Below are 23,905 nucleotides of genomic sequence, written 5' to 3' on the forward strand. Positions count from 1 at the left end.
AGGCGGCCTAGCGCAGGGGTCCCACCTCTTCCCATCCCGAACAGAGAAGTTAAGCCCTGCAGCGCCGATGGTACTGGGGTTACACCCGGGAGAGTAGGTCGCCGCCACATTATTCTAAGCCCTTTGGAAACCCCAAAGGGCTTTTTGGTTTTAGAGGGGTTTTGATTCTATCTATATTTTTTTAATCCCATTTCCTTATATCTATTATTTTTTGGGAAATAAGCTAAGCTGATTTTTATCATATTCCTTAATGGGAATCATCATGATCTAGCATTTTTACATCCTATAGTTTTGGGAAAAGTTTTTTCCATGGAGACCAAAACTCGCTTTACAAATAAGTTTGAAATACCTGACCATTTTTTGAATGAGTTTTATAGCGAAACTCTAACTTCTTCATTTGATCCAAGATCCCAAAACATTCCTGACGGGACTGAAAATTCATTAGTTTCATTGATTGCTATAGATCTTAATCAAGTCCTAGAATGGTTGCTTGATCATCCCTTTCCCAGGGTTATGGAAAATGAACCTTGTGGGACTCCCGTATTACTTTACGTTTCTAATTTTTCTACCAAGCATATCCTATTCTATTATGATGGGACAGCTTCTTCGGTCTATCTGATTGACCATTTTTTGAAATTATTTAAAGACCTGATTAAAGAAAGTAAGGCAACCATTATTTCTCCGAGTTTTATCCCCAAATCAAGATTAAAAGAAGAGGAAGAAGTAATCTTAAAAGTAAGTCAAGCCACTAAGGAAACTTCATTTATCAAATTGAATTTTTCCAAAATAGGAGACTTCTGGTCTTATGCGACAAAGCATAAATGCACGATGCTTATCGTCAGTAAAAAGCATCAGTCTGACTTGTCAAAAATACTTTTCAATTTTTACAGCGCGGGGATTTGGGATGAAAATCTATCATTTTACTTATCTCTATAACTCATGTTATTTACTGACTTTAATCATGTTTTTATTGTAGTTAACCATTCTTTTTTATAAGAAATTTGAGTCATGATTAGCAGCCCAATACAAGACTCTATTACAAAATGCTACCACTGCGGTGAGGCATGTATTGACAATACAATCTGTTTTGATGAAAAGAAATTTTGTTGTCAAGGTTGCAAATTGGTCTATGAAGTTCTATCTGAAAATGATTTATGTAGCTATTATCAATTAGAATCTTTTCCAGGAGAGTCTCAAAAAGCAAAAAAATCCAGAAGCAATAGATTTGACTTTCTAGACGATCAAGATGTTCAAAATCAGTTGTTGGATTTTAATAGCGCTGACGAATCTCATGTTACTTTTTTGATACCCATGATTCATTGCGCTTCCTGTATCTGGTTGCTTGAAAATCTGGTTCAGATTAATTCTGGAATTATCTCCAGTAGGGTAGATTTTTTAAAGAAAAAGGTTCAAGTCAAATTTGATTCGAATAAAATATCTCTAAAAGAATTAGTTACCCTTTTATCCACAATAGGATACGAACCAAAAATTAATCTCGCAGACCAAGGAAGAAATTCAAAGAATACTTTAGATAAAAAGTTGATTACCCAATTGGCTGTTGCAGGCTTTTGTTTTGGGAATATGATGCTTTTCAGTTTGCCTGAATATTTTTCTGAAGCCCAATTACTTGGCAAAGGTTTTAAAGGATTATTCAATTATCTAAATGTAATACTGGCTTTGCCCGTTGTCTTCTATGCAGCTGGAAGCTATTATTCTTCTGCTTGGAACTCCTTAAAGCAAAGGAGAATCAATATGGATGTTCCCATTGTCCTGGGAATCATAGCACTATTTTTTTATTCCCTTTGGGAAATCTTCATTAATCAAAATGCCGGCTTTATGGATAGCCTTGGCGGCTTGATTTTCTTTTTACTCTTAGGAAAAGTCTATCAACAAAAGACCTTTTCTACCCTTGAATTTGAAAGGGATTACAAATCTTACTTTCCTATAGCAGTAACTAAGCTGGTTCAAGACCAGGAAAAAGTGGTTCCTATTTCAAAACTGGAAATAGGAGATTTGATCCTGATCAGGAACGAAGAATTAATACCTGCAGATTCTATTCTTCTGAGTCCAAGAGCAAATATTGACTACAGTTTTGTAACAGGAGAAGAGGTTCCTGTTTCTAAATCAAAGGGAGAAACCATCTACGCAGGTGGAAGACAATTAGGTGACCCCATTCTATTGTCTGTTCAAAAGATGCCTTCTCAAGGATATTTGACTGATTTATGGAATAATGATGCCTTTGATAAGGAAAAATCCGGTAATCTCGAACCTTTGGCAAATAAGATCAGTGGAGTTTTTACCTGGGCGGTTTTATCCATCGCTTTCTCAGCATTTATTTATTGGAGTCTCCAAGACTTTTCTCTAGCGGTCAAAGCTTTTTCCTCAGTTTTGATCGTTGCATGCCCCTGCGCATTGGCAATGTCTACACCTTTTACTTTAGGAAATACCTTAAGAATATTTGGAAAGGGTAAACTATACCTGAAAAATGCAAGTGTAATAGAGAAAATGGCTCAAGTAGACACGCTTGTTTTTGATAAAACAGGGACTCTCACTTCACCCGCCAACGCCAAAATAGAATTTATAGGAGAACCACTAACTCAGGAAACAAAAAGAATTCTGAAAGCAATGGTTTCAAAATCCACTCATCCTCTAAGTAATAGAATCAACCATTGGCTTGGCGGCATAGAATCAATTTCGATAGAAGATTTCAAAGAAATAAAAGGGTTTGGAATCAAGGGTATCTATCAAGGAGAACAAATAAGGCTCGGATCTTCTGAGTTTACAGGATTCCCATATCAGGTTGAATTAATAGATGGTAACCTTGTCTTTTTAACCATCGGAGAAATACCAGTAGGATATTTCCATATCCAATCAGGACTTAGACCTTGTGCTCCTAGCATTATGCAACAACTGGAGGGCGATTACAACCTTCACCTGTTGTCTGGTGACCAAAATCATGAACAGATTTCTCTGAGGGAAAAGTTAGGAGAGAAAGTTGAATTCAATTTTGATCAAAGCCCCAATGATAAGCTGGCATATCTATCTAAGCTGAAAAATCAAGGATATCACACCTTAATGGTTGGTGATGGACTGAATGATGCTGGGGCATTGCAGGCAAGTGAGGTAGGTATAGCAGTTACAGAAGAGGTAAGCCATTTTTCTCCTGCTAGTGATGCCATCCTTGATGCCTCAGTTCTGGAAAAGATCCCCGATTTCTTGGCCTTTGCCAAAGCCAATAGAACGATCATCAAAATGAGTTTCCTATTGAGTTTCGCCTACAATGTAGTAGGAGTAGGATTGGCTGTGCAAGGTCTTTTGAGCCCAATTATTTGTGCGGTGCTTATGCCATTGAGCAGTATTTCTGTTGTGGTTTTCACCACAGTCACCACCAACCTAGTGGCCCTAAAAAAAGGATTAATCAAACTAAAGCAAGACTGAAATGGAAGTGATATTTCTTTTGATAGGTGTCAGTTTGCTATTAGCAGGAGGCTTTTTATTCCTCTTTTTCAAGGCAATGAAAGGTGGCCAATTTGATGATGATTATACCCCTTCGGTGCGGATTTTATTTGATAGTCAGAAAAATAAAGTAAAAAAAGATCAACCAACAAAACCTAAGTCCTATGAATGATTCTACTTTAGAAACGTTCCACTACGACAATAAGATTGTCAAGTATTTTGGAGCAGCCACCATTATCTGGGGGCTAGTCGGGATGCTCGTAGGAGTCATTGCGGCAACGCAGTTATTCTTACCAGAAGCCAATTTAGGGAATCCATATACCACATTTGGAAGAATCAGACCACTGCATACAAATGCGGTCATCTTCGCATTCGTGGGAAATGCGATTTTCGCAGGTGTTTATTACTCCATGCCGCGATTGCTGAAGACGCCGATGTGGAATAAGTCACTCAGCTGGTTCCATTTTTATGGATGGCAACTTATCATTTTGGCAGCAGCCATCACACTTCCTTTGGGTTTGACTACTTCCAAAGAATATGCGGAGCTGGAATGGCCAATTGATATAGCTATTGCTTTGGTTTGGGTAGCTTTTGGTGCCAATATGATCGGGACTCTGATCAAAAGAAGAGAGCGACACATGTATGTGGCCATTTGGTTTTACATGGCGTCCTTCGTGACGGTTGCTGTCCTTCATATTTTCAACTCTCTAGCTTTACCAGTTTCATTCCTCAAAAGCTACTCGGCCTATGCAGGAGTTCAGGATGCGTTGGTTCAGTGGTGGTATGGACACAATGCAGTGGCATTTTTCCTGACAACCCCATTCTTGGGTTTGATGTATTATTTCCTGCCAAAAGCTGCCAATAGACCAGTTTATTCCTACAAACTTTCCATTGTCCACTTCTGGTCCTTGATCTTTATTTACATGTGGGCAGGACCTCACCATTTGCTTTACACAGCATTGCCAGAATGGGCTCAAGTCTTGGGAACAGCTTTCTCAGTCATGTTGATTGCACCCTCTTGGGGAGGTATGGTCAATGGCTTGTTGACTTTGAGAGGCGCGTGGGACAAGGTAAGTAATGAACCTGTCCTAAAGTTTATGGTTGTCGCATTGACTGCATACGGGATGTCCACTTTTGAGGGGCCGATGCTTTCTTTGAAAAACGTAAATGCGATCGCCCACTATACGGATTGGATCGTTGCTCACGTACATATTGGTGGCTTGGGATGGAATGGATTCTTGACTTTTGGGATGCTTTATTGGATGTGGCCTAGACTTTTCAAGACAAAAATTTATTCAACGAAGCTTGCGAATACCCACTTTTGGATGGGGACTTTGGGAATCATTTTCTATGCATTGCCGATGTACGTGGCAGCTCTGACTCAATTCTTGATGTTGAGAGAATTTGATGACATGGGAAGGTTAGCTTATGGAAACTTCCTCCAAACCGTTGTTGAATTAGTACCAATGTACATGCTGCGGGCATTTGGTGGTCTTTTGTATCTAAGTGGTGCTGTCATCATGGTTTACAATATGTGGAAGACAGCTAAGCAAGGAGTTTTTCAGGAAACTGAAGAAGATTCCGCACCTGCCCTTGCCAAAAATTACAAGCCTGCTGGAGAATTCTGGCACCGGGCCTGGGAAAGAAAGCCTGTGTTTTTCACAATCTTGGCAACTATCGCCATTGCAATTGGGGGTGCAATTGAAATCATCCCTACTATTCTGGTGAAGTCAAATGTACCTACCATCAGTTCTGTTAAACCTTACACTCCTTTGGAATTGGAGGGCAGAGACCTCTACATCAAAAATGGATGCGTGGGATGTCATTCACAGATGATCAGACCATTCCGGTTCGAAACCGAGCGATACGGTGAATATTCAAAAGCAGGTGAATTTGTCTATGATCGCCCATTCCTTTGGGGCTCTAAACGTACTGGACCAGATCTTCATAGAATCGGAGGAAAGTATCCTGATAGCTGGCATTATTTCCACATGATGGATCCAAGAAGCATGTCACCCGGATCTTTTATGCCTCCTTACCCTTGGATGGTAGAAAATGAAATGGATTATTCAGATTTACCGGCAAAGATCAGAACTCTTCAAAAGCTAGGAGTGCCATACCCTGAAGGATATGATCAAAAAGCTACTGAAGATCTAGAAGCGCAGGCAGCTAAAATCACTGCCAATCTAAAAGATGCCGGAGTCGAAGTCATGCCAAATACGGAAATCGTTGCCTTGATTGCCTATTTGCAGCGATTGGGTACGGATATCAAAGCTACCGCAAACAACAACCCTTAATCCTTAGCAATCATGTATAAAGAAGTTTTAAGATCAATAGAAAACATCGAAATCTACCCAGTGATTTCCTTGCTCATCTTCGTGATATTCTTTGTGGCGATGTTTTTATGGGTGGTGAAAGTGCCAAAAACCTACATAGACCACATGAAATCCTTGCCAATGGATGAGGATGAATTAACCAATAACGAGCCATGAAAAAAATATCAACCTTACTTATTGCATTTGCTTGCCTGATGGGATCAAATGCTGTTTTTGCACAAGCCGAAGAAGGTACTGTCTATAACAAACTAATGGAAATGGATGGGAATCAATTGACGCTATTGGTGATTATTGCTGTGATTTTGGGAGTAATTATTTTACTTCTGGTTTTGATGATTTACCTCATGTCATTCATTACCGCAGTATTCAAGCAGCAAAATCCTGCTTTGGCTCAGGAACCGAGCTGGTGGGAGTCTTTCAAAGAAAAATTCATCACTGGTGACGTGGAAGATGAAGCTGTTGAAAAGAAAGAGATGACAGACCATTCCTACGATGGCATCACTGAGCTCGATAATTTTATGCCTCCTTGGCTCCAATATGTGTTTTTGTTTACAGCTATTTTCGGAGTTGGTTATTTCATTAATTACTCAGTGTTGGGTTATGGAAAAACCGGCGTAGAAGAGTATGAGGAAGAACTTAAAATCGAGGCTATTGCGGCAGCTGAAAGGAAAGCGAATGCTGCCGCAGGCATTGATGAAAGTACGGTTGTTTATGATGAATCAGCGGCAGCTTTGGCTTCAGGTAAAACCATTTTTGAAGGGAATTGTGCTGCATGTCATGCTGCAGACGGAGGAGGAGGAGTTGGTCCAAATTTAACGGATGAATATTGGCTTCATGGAAATAAAATCAACGAGGTATTTTCTGTTATTAAATATGGAGTGATTTCCAAAGGGATGGTCCCATGGCAAGATCAATTGAGTCCTGAGGAAATCCAGAATGTTGCCAGCTATATCTTAAGCCTGAAAGGTACAACACCAGCAAATCCAAAAGCTCCACAAGGTGAAATCCCAGGAGCTAACTCCGAAATGGAAACTGTAGAAGTTGATAGTACTGCGGTCTTAGCAGCAATGAATTAATTACCTAGCCGGAGGGTAAAAACTCTCCGGCTGCAATTCGCCTTTCCTATGGCAAAGAAGAACCCACATCTTGCTCCAGAAAACTTTCGTGATGCTTTGGCCACAGTCCAAGAGGATGGGAAAAGAAATTGGGTCTATCCTAAGAAAGTTAAGGGGCTGTTTTATAAATATAGAACCTATTTATCCTGGGTGCTTTTAGGGATTTTGTTCGCAGGTCCTTTTATCAAAGTGGATGGAAGACCTTGGTTACTGTTTAATATTTTCGAAAGGAAGTTTATCATTTTCGGAGCAGTGTTTTGGCCGCAGGATACCTATCTATTGATTTTCCTGCTGCTGATTTTCTTCGTTTTTGTAATCCTTTTTACAGTGATTTTCGGTAGGGTATTTTGCGGTTGGGCATGTCCCCAAACGCTGTTTATGGAAATGGTATTCCGCAAAATAGAATATTGGATAGAAGGAGATGCAAATCAACAAAGAGCTTTAAATGAAGCTCCTTGGACAACTGAGAAAATCTGGAAGAAAAGCTCCAAAGCGACAATTTTTCTAGTTATTTCTCTGATGATAGGTCATCTGGTAATGGCCTATCTGATCGGGGTGGATGAGGTGATTCAGGTGGTTACTCAGCCACCATCAGCTCATATGGCAGGTTTCATTGGTTTGATTGCCTTCTCAGGGATTTTCATGTTCGTATTTTCTTGGTTCAGAGAGCAAGCCTGTTTGGTTGTTTGCCCTTATGGCAGATTGCAGGGTGTCCTTTTGGATAATAACTCCATCAATGTGATGTATGATTATGTGAGAGGAGAACCAAGATCTCCGATTCGGAAAAACCAAACAGAATTAGCCCCTAAGGGTGATTGTGTGGATTGCAGCTTATGTGTGCAGGTATGTCCGACTGGGATTGATATTCGGAACGGCATCCAGATGGAATGTGTCAATTGTACAGCTTGTATCGATGCATGCGATGAAGTAATGGTCAAAGTCGATAGACCCAAGGGTTTGATTCGGTATGCATCCCAAAACAGTATCAAAGAGGGTTTTCAAAAATTGATCACAGGAAGAGTCAAAGCCTATATATTCGTTTTAGTGATATTGATCGCAGCATTTGTCAGCCTGATTGCGACTAGAGAGCCTATAAATGGGACAATTACTAGATTTCCAGGAATGACCTATCAGATGAGGGAAGACGGTAAGGTGTCAAACCTTTATGAAATAACTTTGATCAACAAGACTTTTGAACCTCAAACAGTTCAATTAAAACCATTGACAGAAGGATTGGAATTGGAGATCGTAGGAGATACACATTGGACATTGGAGCCACAGACAAAATTTGAAGGGAGGTTTTTCTTAGTCAGAAATCAAGCGGATGTCACAGCGACACAGGAGAAGGTTGATTTGAGATTAAGTGCCGGAGGAGAAGAATTCGGTGAAATCAGGACCAATTTTATGGCACCTGTAAACAAATAAACATAAAGAACTATGAATTGGGGAAAAGGAATTTTGCTGTCAATTATCGGATTTATCCTGGTCATCATGACTATGGTAGTGATATCTGTTCGAATGGATGGGATTGAATTAGTGACTGAAGGATATTATGAAAAAGAAATAGTCTATCAAAACCAGATTGATAAAGAACAAGCCACACTAGACAATCAAAAGGATGTCATCAGTTACGATGGAATAGAAAGAGTGGTTTGGGTGGACCTACCGGGTGGTTCTAAAGGGACTTTGCATTTATTTAGGCCATCTGATGCATCGCTGGATCAAAAGGTAGAATTGGAAGGGAAATCTTCAGGGAGGATAGAAATACCTATCGGTGGCTTGAAATCAGGCTATTGGAAAGCCCAAGTAAATTGGGTGGAGAATGGAGTAGAATATTATCAGGAGAAAAAGCTAGACTTTAAATGATTTGGACTGCCTTTCTATTGGGTTTTTTAGGTTCCTTCCATTGTGTGGGAATGTGCGGACCTATTGCCTTGGCAGTAGGTGGAGCCAATAAGCAAAGATTTTTAGGGAATAAAGTCATCTATCATATCGGAAGGAGTCTAACCTATGCCTTGTTAGGCTTAATCGTTGGAAGTTTGGGCTTTTCCTTAGCCTTGGCAGGGATCCAACAAGGCATTTCCATCGCCATGGGAGTATTGATTTTAATTATGGCACTCAGCTTTAAAAAGTCAGAGAAGGTTAGCACTATCCCTGTTTTTTCAGCCTTTTTTTGCTGGATCAAAAGAATGCTTGGACAATCATTGAAATCAGGAAGGCCATCATCTTATTTTCTCACAGGCATACTCAATGGCTTGCTTCCCTGTGGGATGGTTTATATGGCTTTGGTAGCTGCTATCGGATTGCAAAGTCCTTGGCTTGGTGCTCAGTACATGTTTTTCTTTGGCATCGGAACTGTTCCTGTTTTACTAATGCTGATGATTTCAGGATCCATTCTTCAATTTCAGAAAAAATTAAAACTCCAATCACTGATCCCATATTTGGGAATTGTGATTGGAGTGCTGTTTATTTTTAGAGGACTCGGCCTTGGAATCCATGGTTTTAGCCCCGAGTTGCAGGTTTTTAACTATGGATCTCAGCGGGTGGAAATAACTATCTGCCGTTAAATAGCTTTACTGAAAATCTTGTTTTCATGTCCCGGTTGAGCAAGGCGCAAATCCAAATTTTTACACACCTGCCTGATAACTGCCATCCCTAAGTCCGTAACCTCGAGCAGTTCTTTGTCCATTTTCACCAGACCCTCCCATTCCATTTCTTTGAGGTTGAAAATCTGTTTTGAACCTAATTTCTCCCAAATCCCCGCCGGGATAAATGCCTCTTGCCGACAGATTAAATCAAGGATAATTTCACGAACCTGAATATCTTCCTGAGTCATTTTATGACCTTTTTGAATGGCTAATCCATCTTCCAAAATCTGGTTTTTATATTCCTCAATGCTTTTTTCATTTTGAGCATATCCAAAATACACTTCACTGATACTGCTGGCTCCGAGTCCTATCAAAAGCTTGGAAGGAGAAGTAGTATAACCCATGAAGTTTCGATGTAAGGTTCCATTTCTTTTGGCTTCACAAAGTGGATCTTCCGGTTTTGCAAAATGATCCATACCGATTTCTTCATAACCCATTTCCACAAGTTTTTCCCTTCCAAATTCATAAAGTGCTCTCTTTTCAAACTCATCTGGTAAGAATGCTTCAAAGCTTTTCTGAGCTGGGAAGGCGCTAGGTAAATGCGCATAAGAATAAAATGCGATTCGGTCAGGATTTAAGATTTTCACTTTCTCAAATGTCTCAGAAAGGTTTTCTTTAGTCTGATGAGGAAGCCCATAAATTAAATCAAAGTTGATAGAATGATATCCTATGTTTCTAGCATTTAAGGTAGCCTCAACAACTTTTTCGAAAGGCTGGATTCGGTGAATTGCTTTCTGCACTTGCAAATCAAAATCCTGAATCCCATAACTAACTCTATCAAAACCCAATTGATTCAATGCCTTGAGGTGATGAAAAGTGGTATTGTTGGGATGTCCTTCAAAACTGAATTCAGCATCTTCCATAACAATGGAATTTTCAAGAATTTCCGAAAGGAAATATTCTAAAGACTCTGGACTGAAAAATGTGGGAGTGCCGCCACCCAAATGGACACCTGACAATTTTGGCTTTTCTCCAAAAAGGGTCAAGTACATTTTCCATTCTGCCAAAACAGCATCTAAATATGGAATTTCAACTCCATGGTTTTTTGTAATCCGCTTATTACAGCCGCAATACGAGCACAGACTTTCGCAAAATGGCAAATGAATGTAGAGCGTGATTCCTTCTTTTTGCCCAAACTGGAGAAATGCTTTTTTTACGAGATCTTTCCAGCTTTCTGAGTTTACATTGTTTTCCCAGCCCGGTACGGTGGGATAGGATGTGTAGCGAGGTGCGGGTTTGTTATACTTTTCAATTAACTCTGCTGATAGTTTCATGCCACTTTCTTTATCCAAAAGTGAATGAATTTTCCTGGGGTTTTTGTGATCTCAATAAGTCAAAAACCTGATTAAAATCAGCTATTGAGAAATTCTTGAAACAGGATATGCGGATTAATCCAAAAGGAAGTTATTGAGGAAACTACTTTTCAAAAGCAACCAGACAAAGAACAACATCATGGCCCAGAATAAATAGATTCGGTAATAATCAGAGGTTTCTTTGTATCGGTTCTCAAGAATCTCCGCTTTTTCCATAGTGTCAATTCTCTCGAAAATACTTTCCAAAGTTCCTCCATCTGCAGCTCTAAAAAACTCACCATTTCCAATTTTTGCGATTTCTCTCAAAGTAGTTTCATCCAAGTAGCTTTCTACCATTTGAGGTCTACCAAAGAAATCAGTTCCATAAGGAACCATCCCATCTTTTCCGACTGCAATAGTGTAAATCTTGATATCCAAAGCAGAAGCAAGTTGTGCTGCGAATAAGGGATCAACATTTCCTGCGTTGCTTTCTCCGTCACTCAAGAGAATCAATACTTTTGAAGCAGACTCAGATTCTTTCATTCTATTGGTTGCCGAGGCAATGGCAGAGCCGATCGCAGTTCCTTTGGCTTCCATCATATTGAAAGATATGTCCTCTATCAAATCCGTCAATAGCTTGTAATCATTGGTTAGCGGAGCCAGCGAATATGCCTCTCCTGCAAAAACAACCATTCCGATTCTATCTCCAAAACGCCCATTGATAAAGTCAATGGCTGTACTTTTTGCAGCCTCCAAACGGTTGGGTTTGAAGTCCTGTAAATCCATGGATTCAGAAATATCCATGACCAAAACGATGTCAATACCTTCTGTGAATTGTTCTACACGCTCGTTGCTTCGCTGTGGTCTCGCCAGCGCAATGACAATCATAATCATGGAAAGGAAAAAGAATCCCGTAGGAATCAATCTTAAATAAGTCCAGGGATTATTTTTAGCGACGCTTTTTGGAAGGGATAATTCCAGAACAGGATTTTTCAGGAATTTGACAAACTTCCTGAAAAGCATAAAAGCTGGAATGATCCAAAGTAAATTCAGAATCCAGAGGTTAGCCCACTCGTAGGTTTGGAAGGTCTCAGGCAAAAACCAAGACCAGCTAAAAAACTCAGCTAGTTGCTCTTGCATGCTTCTCATGGTTTAGTTTTTCCAAATGCTTTTCTTTTGCTACTTGCAAAAGGTAAGTAGTCGCCTCTTCACTCCTCTCGGAGCTACCTGCGTAAATGATCATGTCAATGGCACGCAAAGCTCTAAATACCTCTTTATCTTCCATTTTCTCACCAATCTCACTCGAAGTCCACTCTTGGAATGGCTGCTTCGTGAGGTATTCCATATATGATTTCCACAATCCCTGAACCTCATCCGCAAGTTCCAAGGAAGGATTTTGGGTAAGGGCCTGAGTCTGTTTGATCCATTTCTTTTCAAACTGCTTCCAGCGTCTTCTTTCGTTTCGATCTTTCCACAGTTGCTTGATTCTGTCTGCAAACAAGAAGTAAAAAACAAGCAATAGTAAAAGGACGCCTCCGATAATTAGACCCGCAATGATCCAGTTGAAATCCTTTTCCAAAGGTTGGTAAACATTGTTTTCCTGAAAGACAGGTTGCTCCGGAATACTATCCAAAGTCAATTTTAGTTTTAACTCAGCTTCTAAAGGAAAATGGGTGATACTATCATACCGTGCTACTTCATACACCGGAAGCGTCAAGTAGACACTAGGTTCAAGGGAAAAGTTAGAAACGTAATAAACTGCGCTATCTAAGGTGATTCCAGCCAGTGTATTAGAAATGAAAGTTTTCTTTTCTAGAAGCACCAAAGGAGAATAGTCGTATAGGGAATCAGGAAAAATCAGTTGTTTTTGTTCAGGATATCTGGCTTTCAAAACATATCCTACTCGCTCTCCCAATTTCGCTGAATCCTGAAGGAAATAGCCACTAACTTCCACTTCTTGAGCCCAAGTAGCAAATGGCAACAGGAATAAAAAAAGAAGTTTACCGATCTTACCCACGTTTCATTCTTTTATTTCTGTACTTAAATAATTCAATGAGTGGAGCAACAATATCTTGGGTAGTGTCAATAGCGAGGTAATTGATCTGATTTTTTTTACAAATCTCTTTCAGGTTCACTCTTTCAGAAGTAAATGTATCAGCGATTTTTCTGGAAAAGCTTCCAAAAGCGGTATTTACCCAAGTAGTCTTTCCTTGCTCTTTGTCATAGATCGGAATAATCCCCAGTGCTGGCAATGCCGATTCTCTAGGGTCGGTTAACTGGATTGCTACCAAGTCATGTCTTTCTGCTAAAGCCCGGAAAGGTCTTTCATAACCTTCATCGATAAAATCAGAAATGACGATGATTACACTTCGTTTTTTGATCAGGTTAAGTGCGAAAGTAAACATCGAGTTCAGATCGGTTTTCAGGGATTTATTTTCATGTTCGAAAATTCCCCTGACCATTTTCACTCCTTGTTTTGGACCTTTTGCCGGTAGTATAAGATTTTCTTTTTGATCTGAATAACTGATTAGAGCGACTTGACTTCCATCAAATACACCTGCAAGAGTCAAAACCCCGGCGATAATTTTTCCCTGATCTATTTTTTTATTTCCAACTTGCCCGATATCCTGGCTGGCACTGATGTCCAATAAGAAATAAACACATTGATCTTTGTCTTCTCTGAAGGTCTTTACGAATGTTCCATGACCCTTAGCAGAAACTTTCCATTCGATCGTTCTGACGTCATCTCCGTATTGATAGGGACGCAAATCATCAAACTCCAAACCGGAGCCTTTGAAAAGAGATTGGTATTCTCCTTGCAAGTGGTTGTTTGCCACTTTTCGGATCATAATCTCATATTTTCGAAGCTTACTGAATAGTTGATTCATTCCGGGTGTTTTGAACCGCCTAAGTTATAGTACTAGGTTGAATTATAAAATTTGTGTTATATGAAGGGTGGAAGAAAAATCCGTTAAAAAACCATAATTTTGAACTGTGAAACGATTGATGATAGTTTGCCTTAGCCTTTTTTTATGGACAGGCTGCGGCGAAAAAGAAAAGCCTGAAGGACTGCTTTCTGAAGCAGAAATGGTCAACGTCCTGATAGATATACACATAACCGAAGGGATTGCCAGTGCAATACCAGTGTCTTACGATTCTTCGGGAGTTTTATACAGCTTAATGGAAAAAGAAGTCTTTATTAAACATCAAGTAGAAGATACGGTTTTTAGGGAAAGCCTTCGCTATTACCTTCAGTTTCCGGCCACAATGGATAAAATGTACGCGCAGGTACTGGATTCGCTCGCCTCTAAAGAGAATTTTGGAGTCAAAAAAGATGTAGGAGAACCTTTCTAATGCTATACCCTTCCAATTTAGAACAAAAGATAAATTTCATAAAAGTCAAAGAACTACTCAAAGAGGAATGTACTTCTCCTCTTGGGATGAGTTTTATAGACAAAATTTCATATTCCTCTGATTTCAATTTGGTATCCAAGCTTTTGGACCAGACAGATGAATTTTTTAAGATTTTAATTTCCGGGGAAGCATTTCCCTCTTCCAATTTTACAAACCTTCATCCTTACCTAGAGAAAGCAAAACTGGAAGGAGCATTCCTTGATCAGGAGGATTTTCATGAGGTAAAGCTTTCTTTATATACTTTGAAAGGCTGCATCAGCTTTTTCCAAAAATTCGGAGAGGAATACCCCGCACTAGGTCAATTGCTGGGGATGTTATTGGATTTAGACCTAGGCTTGCTGAAAGCGATTGAGCAAGTCATAGATGAGAAAGGAAAAATCAGAAATAACGCGAGTAAGGATCTTCAATTGATTCGAAACCAAATCATTTTTGAAGAAGGAAGGCTCCGAAAAGTCATGGAAAGGATTTTCAGGGAAGCCCGAGCAAAAGGACTGACTCCGGAAGATTCGGCTATGACTATCCGTGGAGGAAGAATGGTGATTCCTATCGCGGCAGAAAACAAGCGAAAACTTCGAGGATTTATCCATGATGAGTCTGCCACAGGTCAAACTGTTTTCATGGAGCCAGAAGAAGCATTGGATATCAATAATGAGATCCGCGATCTGGAATACATGGAGCGAAGAGAAATCATCAAAATTCTCACGCAACTGACAGATAAACTCCGTCCAGCCATTCCAGCACTTAGGAAAGCAACCAATTATTTGGGGTTGATGGATTTCATAAGGGCTAAGGCAAAATTTGCGCAGAAAACAGAAAGTGTAAAACCTGAGATCACCAAGGAAAGGCAGCTTACTTGGACTCGAGCCAGGCACCCAATTTTGGAATTGGCATTGAAAAGCCAAAACAAGAAAATCGTTCCTCTAGACGTGAAATTGGGAGGTCATGAACGTCTTTTGGTTATTTCTGGACCCAATGCCGGAGGTAAGTCTGTTACCCTGAAAACGGTGGCTTTATTGCAATACATGCTGCAGTGTGGATTGCTGATTCCTGTGCATCCAGATTCTAAAAGTTCTCTTTTTGATAACTTCTTTATAGATATCGGAGACGAACAAAACCTGGAAAATGATCTGAGTACTTACAGTTCTCATTTGATGAGTATGAAGCATTTCACGCTTTTTTCAAACAAGCGTACCATCCTTTTCATCGATGAGTTTGGAACAGGGACGGAACCGCAGTTTGGAGGAGCAATTGCTGAGTCTATTTTATTGGCTTTGAATAAGCTTGGGTCTTACGGAATCGTGACCACACACTATGGAAATCTGAAACAAATTGCCAATAAAAATCAAGGGTTGGTCAATGGTGCGATGCGTTACGATGTAGATAAATTGGAGCCGATGTACCAGCTTGAAATCGGTAAGCCAGGTTCTTCATTTGCCCTTGAAATTGCTTCCAAAATCGGCATTTCAAAGGAAATTCTTCAATATGCCAAAGATAACATCGGAGAAGAACGAGTGAGGTATGACAGGCTTTTGACACAGTTGGAAAATGAAAAAAACCAGTACAATAGCTTGTTGGCTGATGCCAAAGCCAAGGAAAGATTGCTCAAAACTCGTTTGAAAGAATACAATGAGCTAAAAGAGACTCTAGAGCTGACAAAGAAAAGATACATTCAAGAGGCTAAGCAAGAGGCTAAATCGCTTTTAGATCAAACCAATAAAAAAATCGAAGCGACTATTCGCCAGATCAAAGAAGGAAAAGCTGAGAAAGAAGCAACCAAACAATTGAGGCAAGAGCTAGAAGTTTTCAAAGCTGAAATAAAACCTGAGAAAGTTGCTCCAAAAGATCCTGAAGTTGTTGTAGTAGGAGGGAAAATAGCAGAAGGCGATTGGGTCAGATTAAAAGACAATGGAGCCATTGCCCAAGTGCTTCAGGTCAAGAATAAAGAAGTTGAGATATCTATTGGAGAACTTAAGTCCAATGTGAAATTGTCCAGACTGGAGAAGATTTCTCAGACTCAAATGAAAAAGGAATTGAAGTCGGTAGCAAGTCGGGGAAATTACAATACCAATGAAAAATTGATGGATTTTTCTCCCAATCTCGACCTAAGAGGAAAACGAGGGGAAGAAGTATTGCCAATGATCCAGACTTTTATAGACGAAGGATTTATGTTTGGTGTAAAGGACCTGAGAATTGTACATGGAAAGGGGGACGGAATCTTAAGAGATATCACCAGAAATTTGCTTAGAAACATGCCTCAGGTTGGCAGAATGGAGGATGAACATGCTGACCGAGGTGGTGCGGGGGTAACTCTAGTAACACTAAAATAGAAAAAGGGAGCTGATAGGCTCCCTTTTTCTATATTTCAGAATGTTGGATTTATTTTTTCAAGAGATTGAATTCATAAGACCCGGCAACTGCGAAAACACCATTGATCCTTGCTCCAGGAGCAGGAATGGTGAATAATAATTTTAGATTATCTCCGGTTCTAGTGAATGAGATCTCCCTTGTTGCAGCTGGTTTCGATCCTGATAAAGTAAATTTATCGAAGTTGGATCCTGCAAATAACCATGTTCCAGATGCATCAAATAAGTCATTGTTATTCTTACTGCTGTAGGTTTTTGAGGAACCCGCGTTTAGAATCAATTCAAAGTTTTGGTATAAATCAGTTACTGTGGTGCCATCTCTTTTAACAGAGCCTCCACCGGAAACTCCCCATGTCAAGGTGCCAGTTCCTGTTAAAGCCTCAATAGCTAGTTCTTCCGCCGTTTTTTGAACAGGTTTTGGCGCATCATCCCCACAGCTTTGCATCACAGCCAAAGACAACAAAAGCATTAAGATTTTAAATTTAGATAGTTTCATAACTAGTCAATTGAATCAAGAATTTTAAATATACGGAAGTAATGTGAAACCTAATACTTACTTATAATCCTCTAAACTTATTTTTTGAGTACAAAACTCATATTCCCTTGGCTCATTTGAGCATACCACAACAATTCTATCTTGAAGGTATTTTTCCATTAAGTCTTGATACCATTGGATTCCCTTTTTATCCAGATTGGAAGTGGGTTCATCCAAAAATATGAGTGGAACATCAGAAAATAACGCAAGACCTAATTTGACCCGCTGCTTCATTCCGGATGAAAACTGCGAAATTGATTTTTGCGCATGGGACTCCAAGTATAGGATTTCTATGATTTCTGAGATGGATAAGCTAGGAAGGCAAGTCTTGAATTTGAAATGAAATTCAAGTAGCTCTTTCAAAGAATACTCCTCTGGAAGCTCCATATAAGGAGCGGCAATAGTTAAATGAGAAAACCAGTCAGAATCAGAGACTGACTGGTTTTCAAGAGTATAATTGATTTTGCCCGAAGTCAATGGAATCGCTCCGCAAAAGCATTTTAATAAAGTTGATTTACCGGAACCATTTCCTCCTGTTACAGCCAAAGATTGGCCTGATTCAAGAGTTAAATTCAGGTTTTTAAAAATCCATTCGTATTGAAAGCGCTTGGTAGCCTCTTCAAGTTGGATTTTTAGCATAATTAATTGATATAGCCTTTCATAACACCTCGTTCTGATGAACGGATGAAATTTAGAATTTCATCTCTTTCTTTGGTGGCAGGGAGGTTGATTTCGATTTCTTCCAGAGCCCGGCTATTGTTCATGCTGTTCAAGAAAAGATATCTATAAACTTCCTGAATATGCGCAATTGATTCGCTGGAAAAACCTCTTCTTCTCAATCCCAAAGAGTTTACACCTGCATAGGAAAGAGGCTCTCTAGCTGCTTTGGTAAATGGAGGAACATCTTTTCTTACCAATGAACCACCTGAAACCATGGAATGCATTCCGATTTTTACAAATTGGTGGATAGCACTTGATCCTCCTACTATTGCCCAATCATCTATAGAAACGTGTCCCGCAATCTGTACGGAGTTTGCAATGATAACATGACTTCCAATCACACAATCGTGCGCAACATGGACATAAGCCATCAAAAGACAATCACTACCAATCACTGTGGTTTGCTTGTCAACTGTACCTCTACTAATTGTGACACATTCACGAATAGTAGTGTTATCACCAATTATAACAGTTGATTCTTCACCTTGAAATTTCAAATCCTGCGGAATTCCAGCAACTACAGCTCCAGGGAAAATTTTGCAGTTCTTGCCAATTCTTGCTCCAGGAAATATGGTGACATTCGGTCCTACCCAAGTATTATCGCCAATAACAACATTCTCATGGATCATTGTGAAAGGATCCACTCGTACATTTTCACCCAATTGTGCACTTGGGTCTACATGGGACATAGGGCTTATCATGATTCTTTTCTGGTTATGCTGGCTGTCATAACTGCTTCACAGACTAATGTGTTTCCGACATAAGCCTCTCCTCGCATTTTAGCAATGCCTCTCCTGATAGGAGCCAAAAGTTCACATTTAAAAATTAGAGTGTCTCCAGGTAATACCATTTTACGGAATTTACAACTTTCTATTCCTAGGAAGTAAGTCCAGTAATTTTCAGGATCATCTACAGTGCTCAATACTAGAATACCACCTGTTTGAGCCATAGCTTCTACTTGCATTACACCAGGCATCACAGGATTTCCAGGGAAATGGCCCATGAAGAAAGGCTCGTTTATGGTTACATTCTTTACACCAGCTACAACAGTCTCATCCAAATAAATGATCTTATCCAACAACTGGAATGGATATCTATGAGGTAAAATATTGCTGATTTGGTTGATGTCCATCACTGGAGGCAGTTTTGGGTCATAATGCGGGATGTGAGAAGACCCCGATTTCTCCATTGCTCTTTTTAGCTTTTTGGCAAAAGCCACATTCGCAGCATGTCCTGGTCTAGCCGCCAAAATCTGAGCTTTAAGCGGCCTGCCCACCAATGCCAAATCTCCTACAACGTCCAAAAGTTTATGTCTTGCCGGTTCATTTCGATAGCGAAGGTCTACATTGTTTAAAATGCCTTCCTTCTTGACCTCGACCTTTTGTTTGTTAAACATTTTGGCCAAGTGAACCAATTCTTTTTCTTCCACCACTCTGTCTACTACGACAATGGCATTATTTAAATCCCCGCCTTTGATCAGGTTGGAATTGTAAAGCATTTCTAATTCATGCAAAAAGCAGAAAGTTCTACAAGAAGCAATTTCAGGAATGAATTGACTGATGTCTGTAATCGAAGCATGCTGACTTCCTAAAACTGGAGAATTGTAATCCACCATGACAGTTACTCTATAATTGTCAGTTGGTAAGGCTACCATTTCCACTTCTCGGGAAGAATCTTTGTATTGGATACTTTCTTCTACTTCAAAAAATCTTCTCAATGCGTTTTGTTCTTCCAATCCAGCATCTTGCAAAACGTCTATAAATTGAATGGAAGAACCATCCATAATTGGAGGCTCAGGTCCATCAAGCTGAATCAAAACATTGTCAATTTCCATACCGACCAAAGCAGCCAAAACATGCTCCACGGTATACACACGCGCTCCATTTTGCTCTAAAGTAGTTCCTCTTGAAACATCGACTACTAAATCACAATCTGCATCGACAGTAGGACGACCTTCCAGATCAACTCTTTGGAACTTGATTCCATGGTTTGGTGGGGCAGGAAGGAATGTCATGTTGGAGATTACTCCAGTGTGCAAACCTACTCCAGATAGCTCCACCTGCTTTTTGATGGTATGTTGTTTTACCTTCATCTGATATTTTAAACTTTCAGGATGATTAAGGGTGCGAATTTACGGCTTTTTTTCTAGTTCTCTTAAACGGTTTTCGATGAGTTCCAGATTTTTGAAAATTGAATAGGATTTAAGGAAGCCTTTCATTTCCATGCCTATGTACCCAAAAAGTGTTTCTCCTTCTTTCTTAATCGATTTAGAAACACCGGTTTTGGCTCCAATTGTCGTTCTATCAGCGATTTTGATATGGCCGCTGATTCCAACCTGACCTGCTATCACACAGTTTTTACCGATTTCTGTTGAACCAGAGATTCCAGTTTGAGAAGCAATGACGGTGTTTTCACCGATGACTACATTATGAGCAATCTGAACCAGATTGTCAATTTTGACCCCTCTTTTAATTATCGTGGATCCCATCGTGGCGCAATCAATCGTGGTATTTGCACCTATACTAACATGATCTTCGATGATTACATTTCCAATTTGAGGAATTGGCTTATAGCTTCCATCAGGTTGAGGTGCAAATCCGAATCCATCAGAACCAATTACTGCACCTGGATGGATTTCACAATTACTTCCAATAACTGTATCAGAGCAGATTTTTGCTCCTGGATGGATAATTGAATTATCACCGATTTTTACTCTATCACCAATAAATACTTGGGGATGAATTTTTACTCCAGATCCAATTTTACAATGCTTCCCTATATGTGAAAAAACACCTCTGAACCCATTTTCACCCATTTCTGAGCTTTCATCTATGTAAGAAGGCTCTTGAATTCCAACCAAACTCAATTTGGAGAATTGGCTGTAAGCTTCGAGCAAGGTGGTGAAGCCGGAGTATGCGTCTTTTACTCGGATTAAAGTAGTTTTTAATTCTTTTGCGGGGGCAAAATTTTCTGAAACGATTACAGCTGTTGCTTCCGTCTCATAAATGAAAGATTGATATTTTTCATTCGAGAGAAAGCTGATGCCTCCCTTTTTTCCTTCCTGAATCTTATCTAATCTGTAGACTTTTTGGGTTTCATCTCCTTCTACTTTTCCTTGAAGGATGGACGCCACTTGTCCTAAAGTAAATTCCATATGTTGGTTGGACGAATTAGAAATTTGAATTTAAGCTTTTGGCTTTACATATATAATGTTTCTCGACGATTTTGCTCATGACCTTGATATTTGGAAGGTCAGCAGCCTGTGCAACGTCAATCACTTTTCCTTTCTTTGTCAAGATATTGATCCGGTCCTTAGCTAGGTATCCGTAATTGCTCACAGCACCATGCGAGAAGAAATACTCAAGATCTTCTTCCGAAATTTCCAGTTTTTTGATCGTTTTGAGCTTCATTTCTGCAATTTCCTCCTCACTAAACTGCTCATTTGTAAGCGTGATTTTGAAAAGGTCTCTTGTCAAAAACATATTGGAAATATTTCTCAAGACATAATCGGGATGCCGTTTCCAAAGTTTGACTGCTCCCCAAATATCCAAGTCATCCATTTCCAAAAACTGCTTTAGAATAGCCGGATTTTTTTGAAAATCCTCCATCGTATGGTTGTGATTCAGAAAGAAATCAAATTCATCAGTTATCGTAAATTGTTGACCAGCCTGGCGAAGCATCTTGGCACGTTGTATCAAATTGATGAGCATTTTTTCTGCACTGACTGTTGTCTTGTGCAAATAAACCTGCCAATACATAAGCCTTCTCGCGCTTAGAAAGTTTTCGATGGAATAAATTCCTTTTTCTTCAATGACAACCTGGTCATTTTTGACATCCATCATTTTGATTATCCTGTCTGCACCTATCGTGCCTTCGGAAACACCTGTGAAAAAACAATCCCGTTGCAAATAGTCCAGTCGATCAATGTCAAGTTGACTAGAAACTAGCTGGTGAAAAAACTTTCGCTCGTAAGTATTCTTAAATATTCTTAAAACCAACTCTAATTTTCCATCCAATTCCTCATTCAAAAGCTCTATAATCAACATGGATAAGCGCTCATGCGGGACATTTTTGAGAAGGCTATATTCCAAAGCATGAGAAAATGGCCCATGCCCGATATCATGCAACAGGATGGCTATCAGTGCTGCTTCGTATTCTTTGTTGCTTATTTCTGTTCCTTTTATGCGTAGATTATCGAGCGTAATGCTCATCAAATGCATTGCTCCGATGGCATGATGGAATCGAGTATGAAGTGCTCCCGGGTAGACAAAGTCAGTCAAACCCAGTTGTTTTATTCTGCGTAACCTCTGGAAATAAGGGTGATCTATGATTGTAAAAATCAACTCGCTCGGGATTGTGATAAATCCGTAAACCGGGTCGTTTAATATCTTTTGGCTTTTCAATGAGGCCTGATTTGATTGACTCAAAAGTAATTATAATTTTAAAAGAAACTGAACCTGATATGTCTCAAAAGTTCAATATACTCTGGGCAGATGATGAAATCGACTTGCTCAAACCCCATATTTTATTTCTCGAACAGAAAGGATATGAGATCACTACCGTCAATTCGGGGGTCGATGCCATTGATGAAGTAGAGGCTCATAATTTTGATGTGATTTTTTTAGATGAAATGATGCCAGGTATGACTGGTTTGGAAACTTTGCAGCAAATCAAAATCATCAAACCTCAGATTCCCGTGGTGATGATTACCAAATCTGAGGAAGAGCACATCATGAATGATGCGATCGGTGGCAAAATCGCAGATTATCTAATCAAGCCATTAAATCCCAATCAGATCCTGCTTTCTGTCAAGAAACTTCTTCAAAACAGACAGCTGATAGATGAGAAAACCACGCTGAATTATCAACAGGAATTTATGAAGATCAGTATGGCTTTTGGTGATGCTCAAGACCATCAAGACTGGTCTGATATCTACAAAAAGTTGATTTACTGGGAAATGCAAATTGATGCAACTGAAAACAAAAGCATGATTGAAGTGCTGGAAACCCAAAAAACAGAAGCTAATTCCTCTTTCGCCAGATTCGTCAAAGACAATTACATCGACTGGATGGAAGAAAAAAACAAGGATAAGCCCTTGCTTTCCCATCAAGTTCTAAAAACCAAAGTCTTTCCAAAAATCCAGCCCGGAAAACCTTTGTTTTTGATAGTCATTGATAATCTCCGATTGGACCAATGGGAAGATATTGAGCCTTTATTGTCAGCATATTTTAACGTGGAGCAAAAGGAGACATACTATAGTATTCTTCCGACTACTACTGCTTTTGCAAGAAATGCTCTTTTCAGCGGCATGATGCCGATGGACATGGCACGTTTTTATCCTAAATTCTGGGAGGATGAAGACTCCGACGAAGGGAAGAATAATTTTGAGGAGGATTGGTTAAAAATAAATCTGGAGAAAAACAGACTTTCTATTAGATCCTCGTATCAAAAAATCCTACAGACACAGCAGGGAAAAACTGCGGTGGAGCAGTTTCATCAATTGATGCAAAATGATCTGAATGTGCTGGTTTACAATTTTGTGGATATGATGTCTCATGCGAGAACAGACATGAAAATGATCCGGGAATTAGCACCTGATGAATCCGCCTACAGGTCTTTGACTAAAAGTTGGTTTGAGCACTCCTCTCTTTTTGAGTTGTTTAAGAAAATCCATCATGCTGGAGCTGATGTCATCGTAACAACTGATCATGGAACTAAGCGTGTCAATAAACCTTATCGAATCATTGGTGATAAAAATGTTACTACCAACCTTCGCTACAAGCAGGGCAAGAACCTGAATTTTGAAGGAGGAAAGGTGTTTGAAATCAAAAGACCAGAAGACGCGAAACTGCCGAGATTGAATGTTTCCTCCAGTTATGTTTTTGCCGTGGAGGATTATTTCTTTGCCTATCCGAATAATTACAATTATTATGTCAACTTCTACAAGGATACTTTTCAACATGGAGGTGTATCTTTGGAGGAAATGATCATTCCGATCATCCAGTTGTCACCAAAAAAGTAATTCA

At 39.6% G+C, this 23,905-nt stretch carries 22 protein-coding genes and 1 rRNA gene; 13 read left to right on the forward strand and 10 right to left on the reverse strand.

Annotated elements, in window-relative coordinates; all coding sequences use genetic code 11:
* Position 1 precedes the first annotated feature (1 nt).
* The 10 genes from rrf (at position 2) to J0A69_RS20945 (ending at position 9,474) form a co-directional block, all read left to right on the forward strand.
* Positions 2-110 (forward strand): 5S ribosomal RNA (rrf, locus tag J0A69_RS20900).
* A 199-nt stretch (positions 111-309) separates the two neighbouring features.
* Positions 310-936, forward strand: coding sequence for a hypothetical protein (locus tag J0A69_RS20905; protein WP_206588581.1), 627 nt, complete (start codon positions 310-312; stop codon positions 934-936).
* A gap of 72 nt (positions 937-1,008) precedes the next feature.
* Positions 1,009-3,438 carry a heavy metal translocating P-type ATPase gene (locus J0A69_RS20910; protein WP_206588582.1) on the forward strand — a complete coding sequence of 810 codons (2,430 nt, stop codon included), beginning with the start codon at positions 1,009-1,011 and terminating at the stop codon, positions 3,436-3,438.
* A 1-nt stretch (position 3,439) separates the two neighbouring features.
* Positions 3,440-3,628, forward strand: a complete 189-nt coding sequence (gene ccoS / locus J0A69_RS20915) for a cbb3-type cytochrome oxidase assembly protein CcoS (protein WP_206588583.1) — start codon at positions 3,440-3,442, stop codon at positions 3,626-3,628.
* Entirely contained in the window at positions 3,621-5,753 is a 2,133-nt protein-coding gene (gene ccoN / locus J0A69_RS20920; protein WP_206588584.1) for a cytochrome-c oxidase, cbb3-type subunit I, read from the forward strand. The genes ccoS and ccoN overlap by 8 nt, the downstream gene beginning before the upstream one ends.
* A 12-nt stretch (positions 5,754-5,765) precedes the next feature.
* Positions 5,766-5,948 (forward strand): cbb3-type cytochrome c oxidase subunit 3, encoded by a 183-nt coding sequence (locus J0A69_RS20925; RefSeq protein WP_206588585.1) that lies wholly within the window; start codon positions 5,766-5,768, stop codon positions 5,946-5,948.
* On the forward strand, positions 5,945-6,868 hold the full coding sequence (locus tag J0A69_RS20930) for a cytochrome c (protein ID WP_206588586.1): 924 nt from the start codon (positions 5,945-5,947) through the stop codon (positions 6,866-6,868). The genes J0A69_RS20925 and J0A69_RS20930 overlap by 4 nt, the downstream gene beginning before the upstream one ends.
* Before the next feature lie 48 nt (positions 6,869-6,916).
* Positions 6,917-8,332 carry a cytochrome c oxidase accessory protein CcoG gene (gene ccoG, locus J0A69_RS20935; RefSeq protein WP_206588587.1) on the forward strand — a complete coding sequence of 472 codons (1,416 nt, stop codon included), beginning with the start codon at positions 6,917-6,919 and terminating at the stop codon, positions 8,330-8,332.
* Between the two features lie 12 nt (positions 8,333-8,344).
* Positions 8,345-8,773, forward strand: coding sequence for a FixH family protein (locus J0A69_RS20940; protein WP_206588588.1), 429 nt, complete (start codon positions 8,345-8,347; stop codon positions 8,771-8,773).
* Entirely contained in the window at positions 8,770-9,474 is a 705-nt protein-coding gene (locus tag J0A69_RS20945; RefSeq protein ID WP_206588589.1) for a sulfite exporter TauE/SafE family protein, read from the forward strand. Before J0A69_RS20940 ends, J0A69_RS20945 begins: the two co-directional genes overlap by 4 nt.
* On the opposite strand, the gene hemN is transcribed toward J0A69_RS20945, so the two are convergent.
* The 4 genes from hemN to J0A69_RS20965 all read right to left on the reverse strand — a co-directional run bounded on the left by hemN (position 9,471) and on the right by J0A69_RS20965 (position 13,735).
* Complete coding sequence (hemN, locus tag J0A69_RS20950; RefSeq protein WP_206588590.1) at positions 9,471-10,829, reverse strand: oxygen-independent coproporphyrinogen III oxidase; 1,359 nt, start codon at positions 10,827-10,829, stop codon at positions 9,471-9,473. The genes J0A69_RS20945 and hemN overlap by 4 nt on opposite strands.
* Positions 10,830-10,943: 114 nt before the next feature.
* On the reverse strand, positions 10,944-11,987 hold the full coding sequence (locus tag J0A69_RS20955) for a vWA domain-containing protein (protein ID WP_206588591.1): 1,044 nt from the start codon (positions 11,985-11,987) through the stop codon (positions 10,944-10,946).
* Positions 11,968-12,864, reverse strand: coding sequence for a hypothetical protein (locus J0A69_RS20960; protein WP_206588592.1), 897 nt, complete (start codon positions 12,862-12,864; stop codon positions 11,968-11,970). The genes J0A69_RS20955 and J0A69_RS20960 overlap by 20 nt, the downstream gene beginning before the upstream one ends.
* Positions 12,857-13,735 (reverse strand): DUF58 domain-containing protein, encoded by an 879-nt coding sequence (locus J0A69_RS20965; RefSeq protein ID WP_206588593.1) that lies wholly within the window; start codon positions 13,733-13,735, stop codon positions 12,857-12,859. The genes J0A69_RS20960 and J0A69_RS20965 overlap by 8 nt, the downstream gene beginning before the upstream one ends.
* Positions 13,736-13,841: 106 nt before the next feature.
* On the opposite strand from J0A69_RS20965, the gene J0A69_RS20970 reads away from it, so the two are divergent.
* Positions 13,842-14,201: a DUF4296 domain-containing protein gene (locus J0A69_RS20970; RefSeq protein ID WP_317194893.1), complete on the forward strand. Its 360-nt coding sequence runs from the start codon at positions 13,842-13,844 to the stop codon at positions 14,199-14,201.
* A complete protein-coding gene (locus J0A69_RS20975) occupies positions 14,201-16,588 on the forward strand; it encodes an endonuclease MutS2 (protein ID WP_206588594.1) in 2,388 nt (795 codons plus the stop codon). Before J0A69_RS20970 ends, J0A69_RS20975 begins: the two co-directional genes overlap by 1 nt.
* A gap of 49 nt (positions 16,589-16,637) precedes the next feature.
* Here the strand turns inward: J0A69_RS20975 and J0A69_RS20980 are convergent, their stop codons facing one another.
* Genes J0A69_RS20980 through J0A69_RS21005 form a run of 6 tightly spaced genes read right to left on the reverse strand, consistent with a single transcriptional unit; the run spans position 16,638 to position 22,282 of the window.
* Positions 16,638-17,120 carry a hypothetical protein gene (locus J0A69_RS20980; RefSeq protein ID WP_206588595.1) on the reverse strand — a complete coding sequence of 161 codons (483 nt, stop codon included), beginning with the start codon at positions 17,118-17,120 and terminating at the stop codon, positions 16,638-16,640.
* 57 nt (positions 17,121-17,177) lie between these two features.
* A complete protein-coding gene (locus J0A69_RS20985; RefSeq protein WP_206588596.1) occupies positions 17,178-17,798 on the reverse strand; it encodes an ABC transporter ATP-binding protein in 621 nt (206 codons plus the stop codon).
* Between the two features lie 2 nt (positions 17,799-17,800).
* A complete protein-coding gene (lpxA, locus tag J0A69_RS20990; protein WP_206588597.1) occupies positions 17,801-18,580 on the reverse strand; it encodes an acyl-ACP--UDP-N-acetylglucosamine O-acyltransferase in 780 nt (259 codons plus the stop codon).
* A complete protein-coding gene (locus J0A69_RS20995; RefSeq protein WP_206588598.1) occupies positions 18,577-19,971 on the reverse strand; it encodes a bifunctional UDP-3-O-[3-hydroxymyristoyl] N-acetylglucosamine deacetylase/3-hydroxyacyl-ACP dehydratase in 1,395 nt (464 codons plus the stop codon). Before J0A69_RS20995 ends, lpxA begins: the two co-directional genes overlap by 4 nt.
* 39 nt (positions 19,972-20,010) lie before the next feature.
* Positions 20,011-21,033 carry a UDP-3-O-(3-hydroxymyristoyl)glucosamine N-acyltransferase gene (gene lpxD, locus J0A69_RS21000; RefSeq protein WP_206588599.1) on the reverse strand — a complete coding sequence of 341 codons (1,023 nt, stop codon included), beginning with the start codon at positions 21,031-21,033 and terminating at the stop codon, positions 20,011-20,013.
* Between the two features lie 16 nt (positions 21,034-21,049).
* On the reverse strand, positions 21,050-22,282 hold the full coding sequence (locus tag J0A69_RS21005) for an HD domain-containing protein (RefSeq protein WP_206588600.1): 1,233 nt from the start codon (positions 22,280-22,282) through the stop codon (positions 21,050-21,052).
* A 59-nt stretch (positions 22,283-22,341) separates the two neighbouring features.
* Here J0A69_RS21005 and porX point away from each other — a divergent pair, with 59 nt between their 5' ends.
* Positions 22,342-23,901, forward strand: a complete 1,560-nt coding sequence (porX, locus tag J0A69_RS21010; RefSeq protein WP_206588601.1) for a T9SS response regulator signal transducer PorX — start codon at positions 22,342-22,344, stop codon at positions 23,899-23,901.
* The last annotated feature ends 4 nt before the right edge of the window (positions 23,902-23,905 follow it).

The organism is Algoriphagus pacificus (assembly GCF_017254845.1).
Classification (GTDB): domain Bacteria; phylum Bacteroidota; class Bacteroidia; order Cytophagales; family Cyclobacteriaceae; genus Algoriphagus; species Algoriphagus pacificus.

What these genes read in the sequence shown, in the direction of transcription:
- J0A69_RS20905 (WP_206588581.1), top strand. Translation starts at nt 310, where the DNA reads ATGGAGACCAAAACTCGCTTTACAAATAAGTTTGAAATACCTGACCAT.
- J0A69_RS20910 (WP_206588582.1), top strand. Translation starts at nt 1,009, where the DNA reads ATGATTAGCAGCCCAATACAAGACTCTATTACAAAATGCTACCACTGC.
- ccoS (WP_206588583.1), top strand. Translation starts at nt 3,440, where the DNA reads ATGGAAGTGATATTTCTTTTGATAGGTGTCAGTTTGCTATTAGCAGGA.
- ccoN (WP_206588584.1), top strand. Translation starts at nt 3,621, where the DNA reads ATGAATGATTCTACTTTAGAAACGTTCCACTACGACAATAAGATTGTC.
- J0A69_RS20925 (WP_206588585.1), top strand. Translation starts at nt 5,766, where the DNA reads ATGTATAAAGAAGTTTTAAGATCAATAGAAAACATCGAAATCTACCCA.
- J0A69_RS20930 (WP_206588586.1), top strand. Translation starts at nt 5,945, where the DNA reads ATGAAAAAAATATCAACCTTACTTATTGCATTTGCTTGCCTGATGGGA.
- ccoG (WP_206588587.1), top strand. Translation starts at nt 6,917, where the DNA reads ATGGCAAAGAAGAACCCACATCTTGCTCCAGAAAACTTTCGTGATGCT.
- J0A69_RS20940 (WP_206588588.1), top strand. Translation starts at nt 8,345, where the DNA reads ATGAATTGGGGAAAAGGAATTTTGCTGTCAATTATCGGATTTATCCTG.
- J0A69_RS20945 (WP_206588589.1), top strand. Translation starts at nt 8,770, where the DNA reads ATGATTTGGACTGCCTTTCTATTGGGTTTTTTAGGTTCCTTCCATTGT.
- hemN (WP_206588590.1), bottom strand. Translation starts at nt 10,829, where the DNA reads ATGAAACTATCAGCAGAGTTAATTGAAAAGTATAACAAACCCGCACCT.
- J0A69_RS20955 (WP_206588591.1), bottom strand. Translation starts at nt 11,987, where the DNA reads ATGCAAGAGCAACTAGCTGAGTTTTTTAGCTGGTCTTGGTTTTTGCCT.
- J0A69_RS20965 (WP_206588593.1), bottom strand. Translation starts at nt 13,735, where the DNA reads ATGAATCAACTATTCAGTAAGCTTCGAAAATATGAGATTATGATCCGA.
- J0A69_RS20975 (WP_206588594.1), top strand. Translation starts at nt 14,201, where the DNA reads ATGCTATACCCTTCCAATTTAGAACAAAAGATAAATTTCATAAAAGTC.
- J0A69_RS20980 (WP_206588595.1), bottom strand. Translation starts at nt 17,120, where the DNA reads ATGAAACTATCTAAATTTAAAATCTTAATGCTTTTGTTGTCTTTGGCT.
- J0A69_RS20985 (WP_206588596.1), bottom strand. Translation starts at nt 17,798, where the DNA reads ATGCTAAAAATCCAACTTGAAGAGGCTACCAAGCGCTTTCAATACGAA.
- lpxA (WP_206588597.1), bottom strand. Translation starts at nt 18,580, where the DNA reads ATGATAAGCCCTATGTCCCATGTAGACCCAAGTGCACAATTGGGTGAA.
- J0A69_RS20995 (WP_206588598.1), bottom strand. Translation starts at nt 19,971, where the DNA reads ATGAAGGTAAAACAACATACCATCAAAAAGCAGGTGGAGCTATCTGGA.
- lpxD (WP_206588599.1), bottom strand. Translation starts at nt 21,033, where the DNA reads ATGGAATTTACTTTAGGACAAGTGGCGTCCATCCTTCAAGGAAAAGTA.
- porX (WP_206588601.1), top strand. Translation starts at nt 22,342, where the DNA reads ATGTCTCAAAAGTTCAATATACTCTGGGCAGATGATGAAATCGACTTG.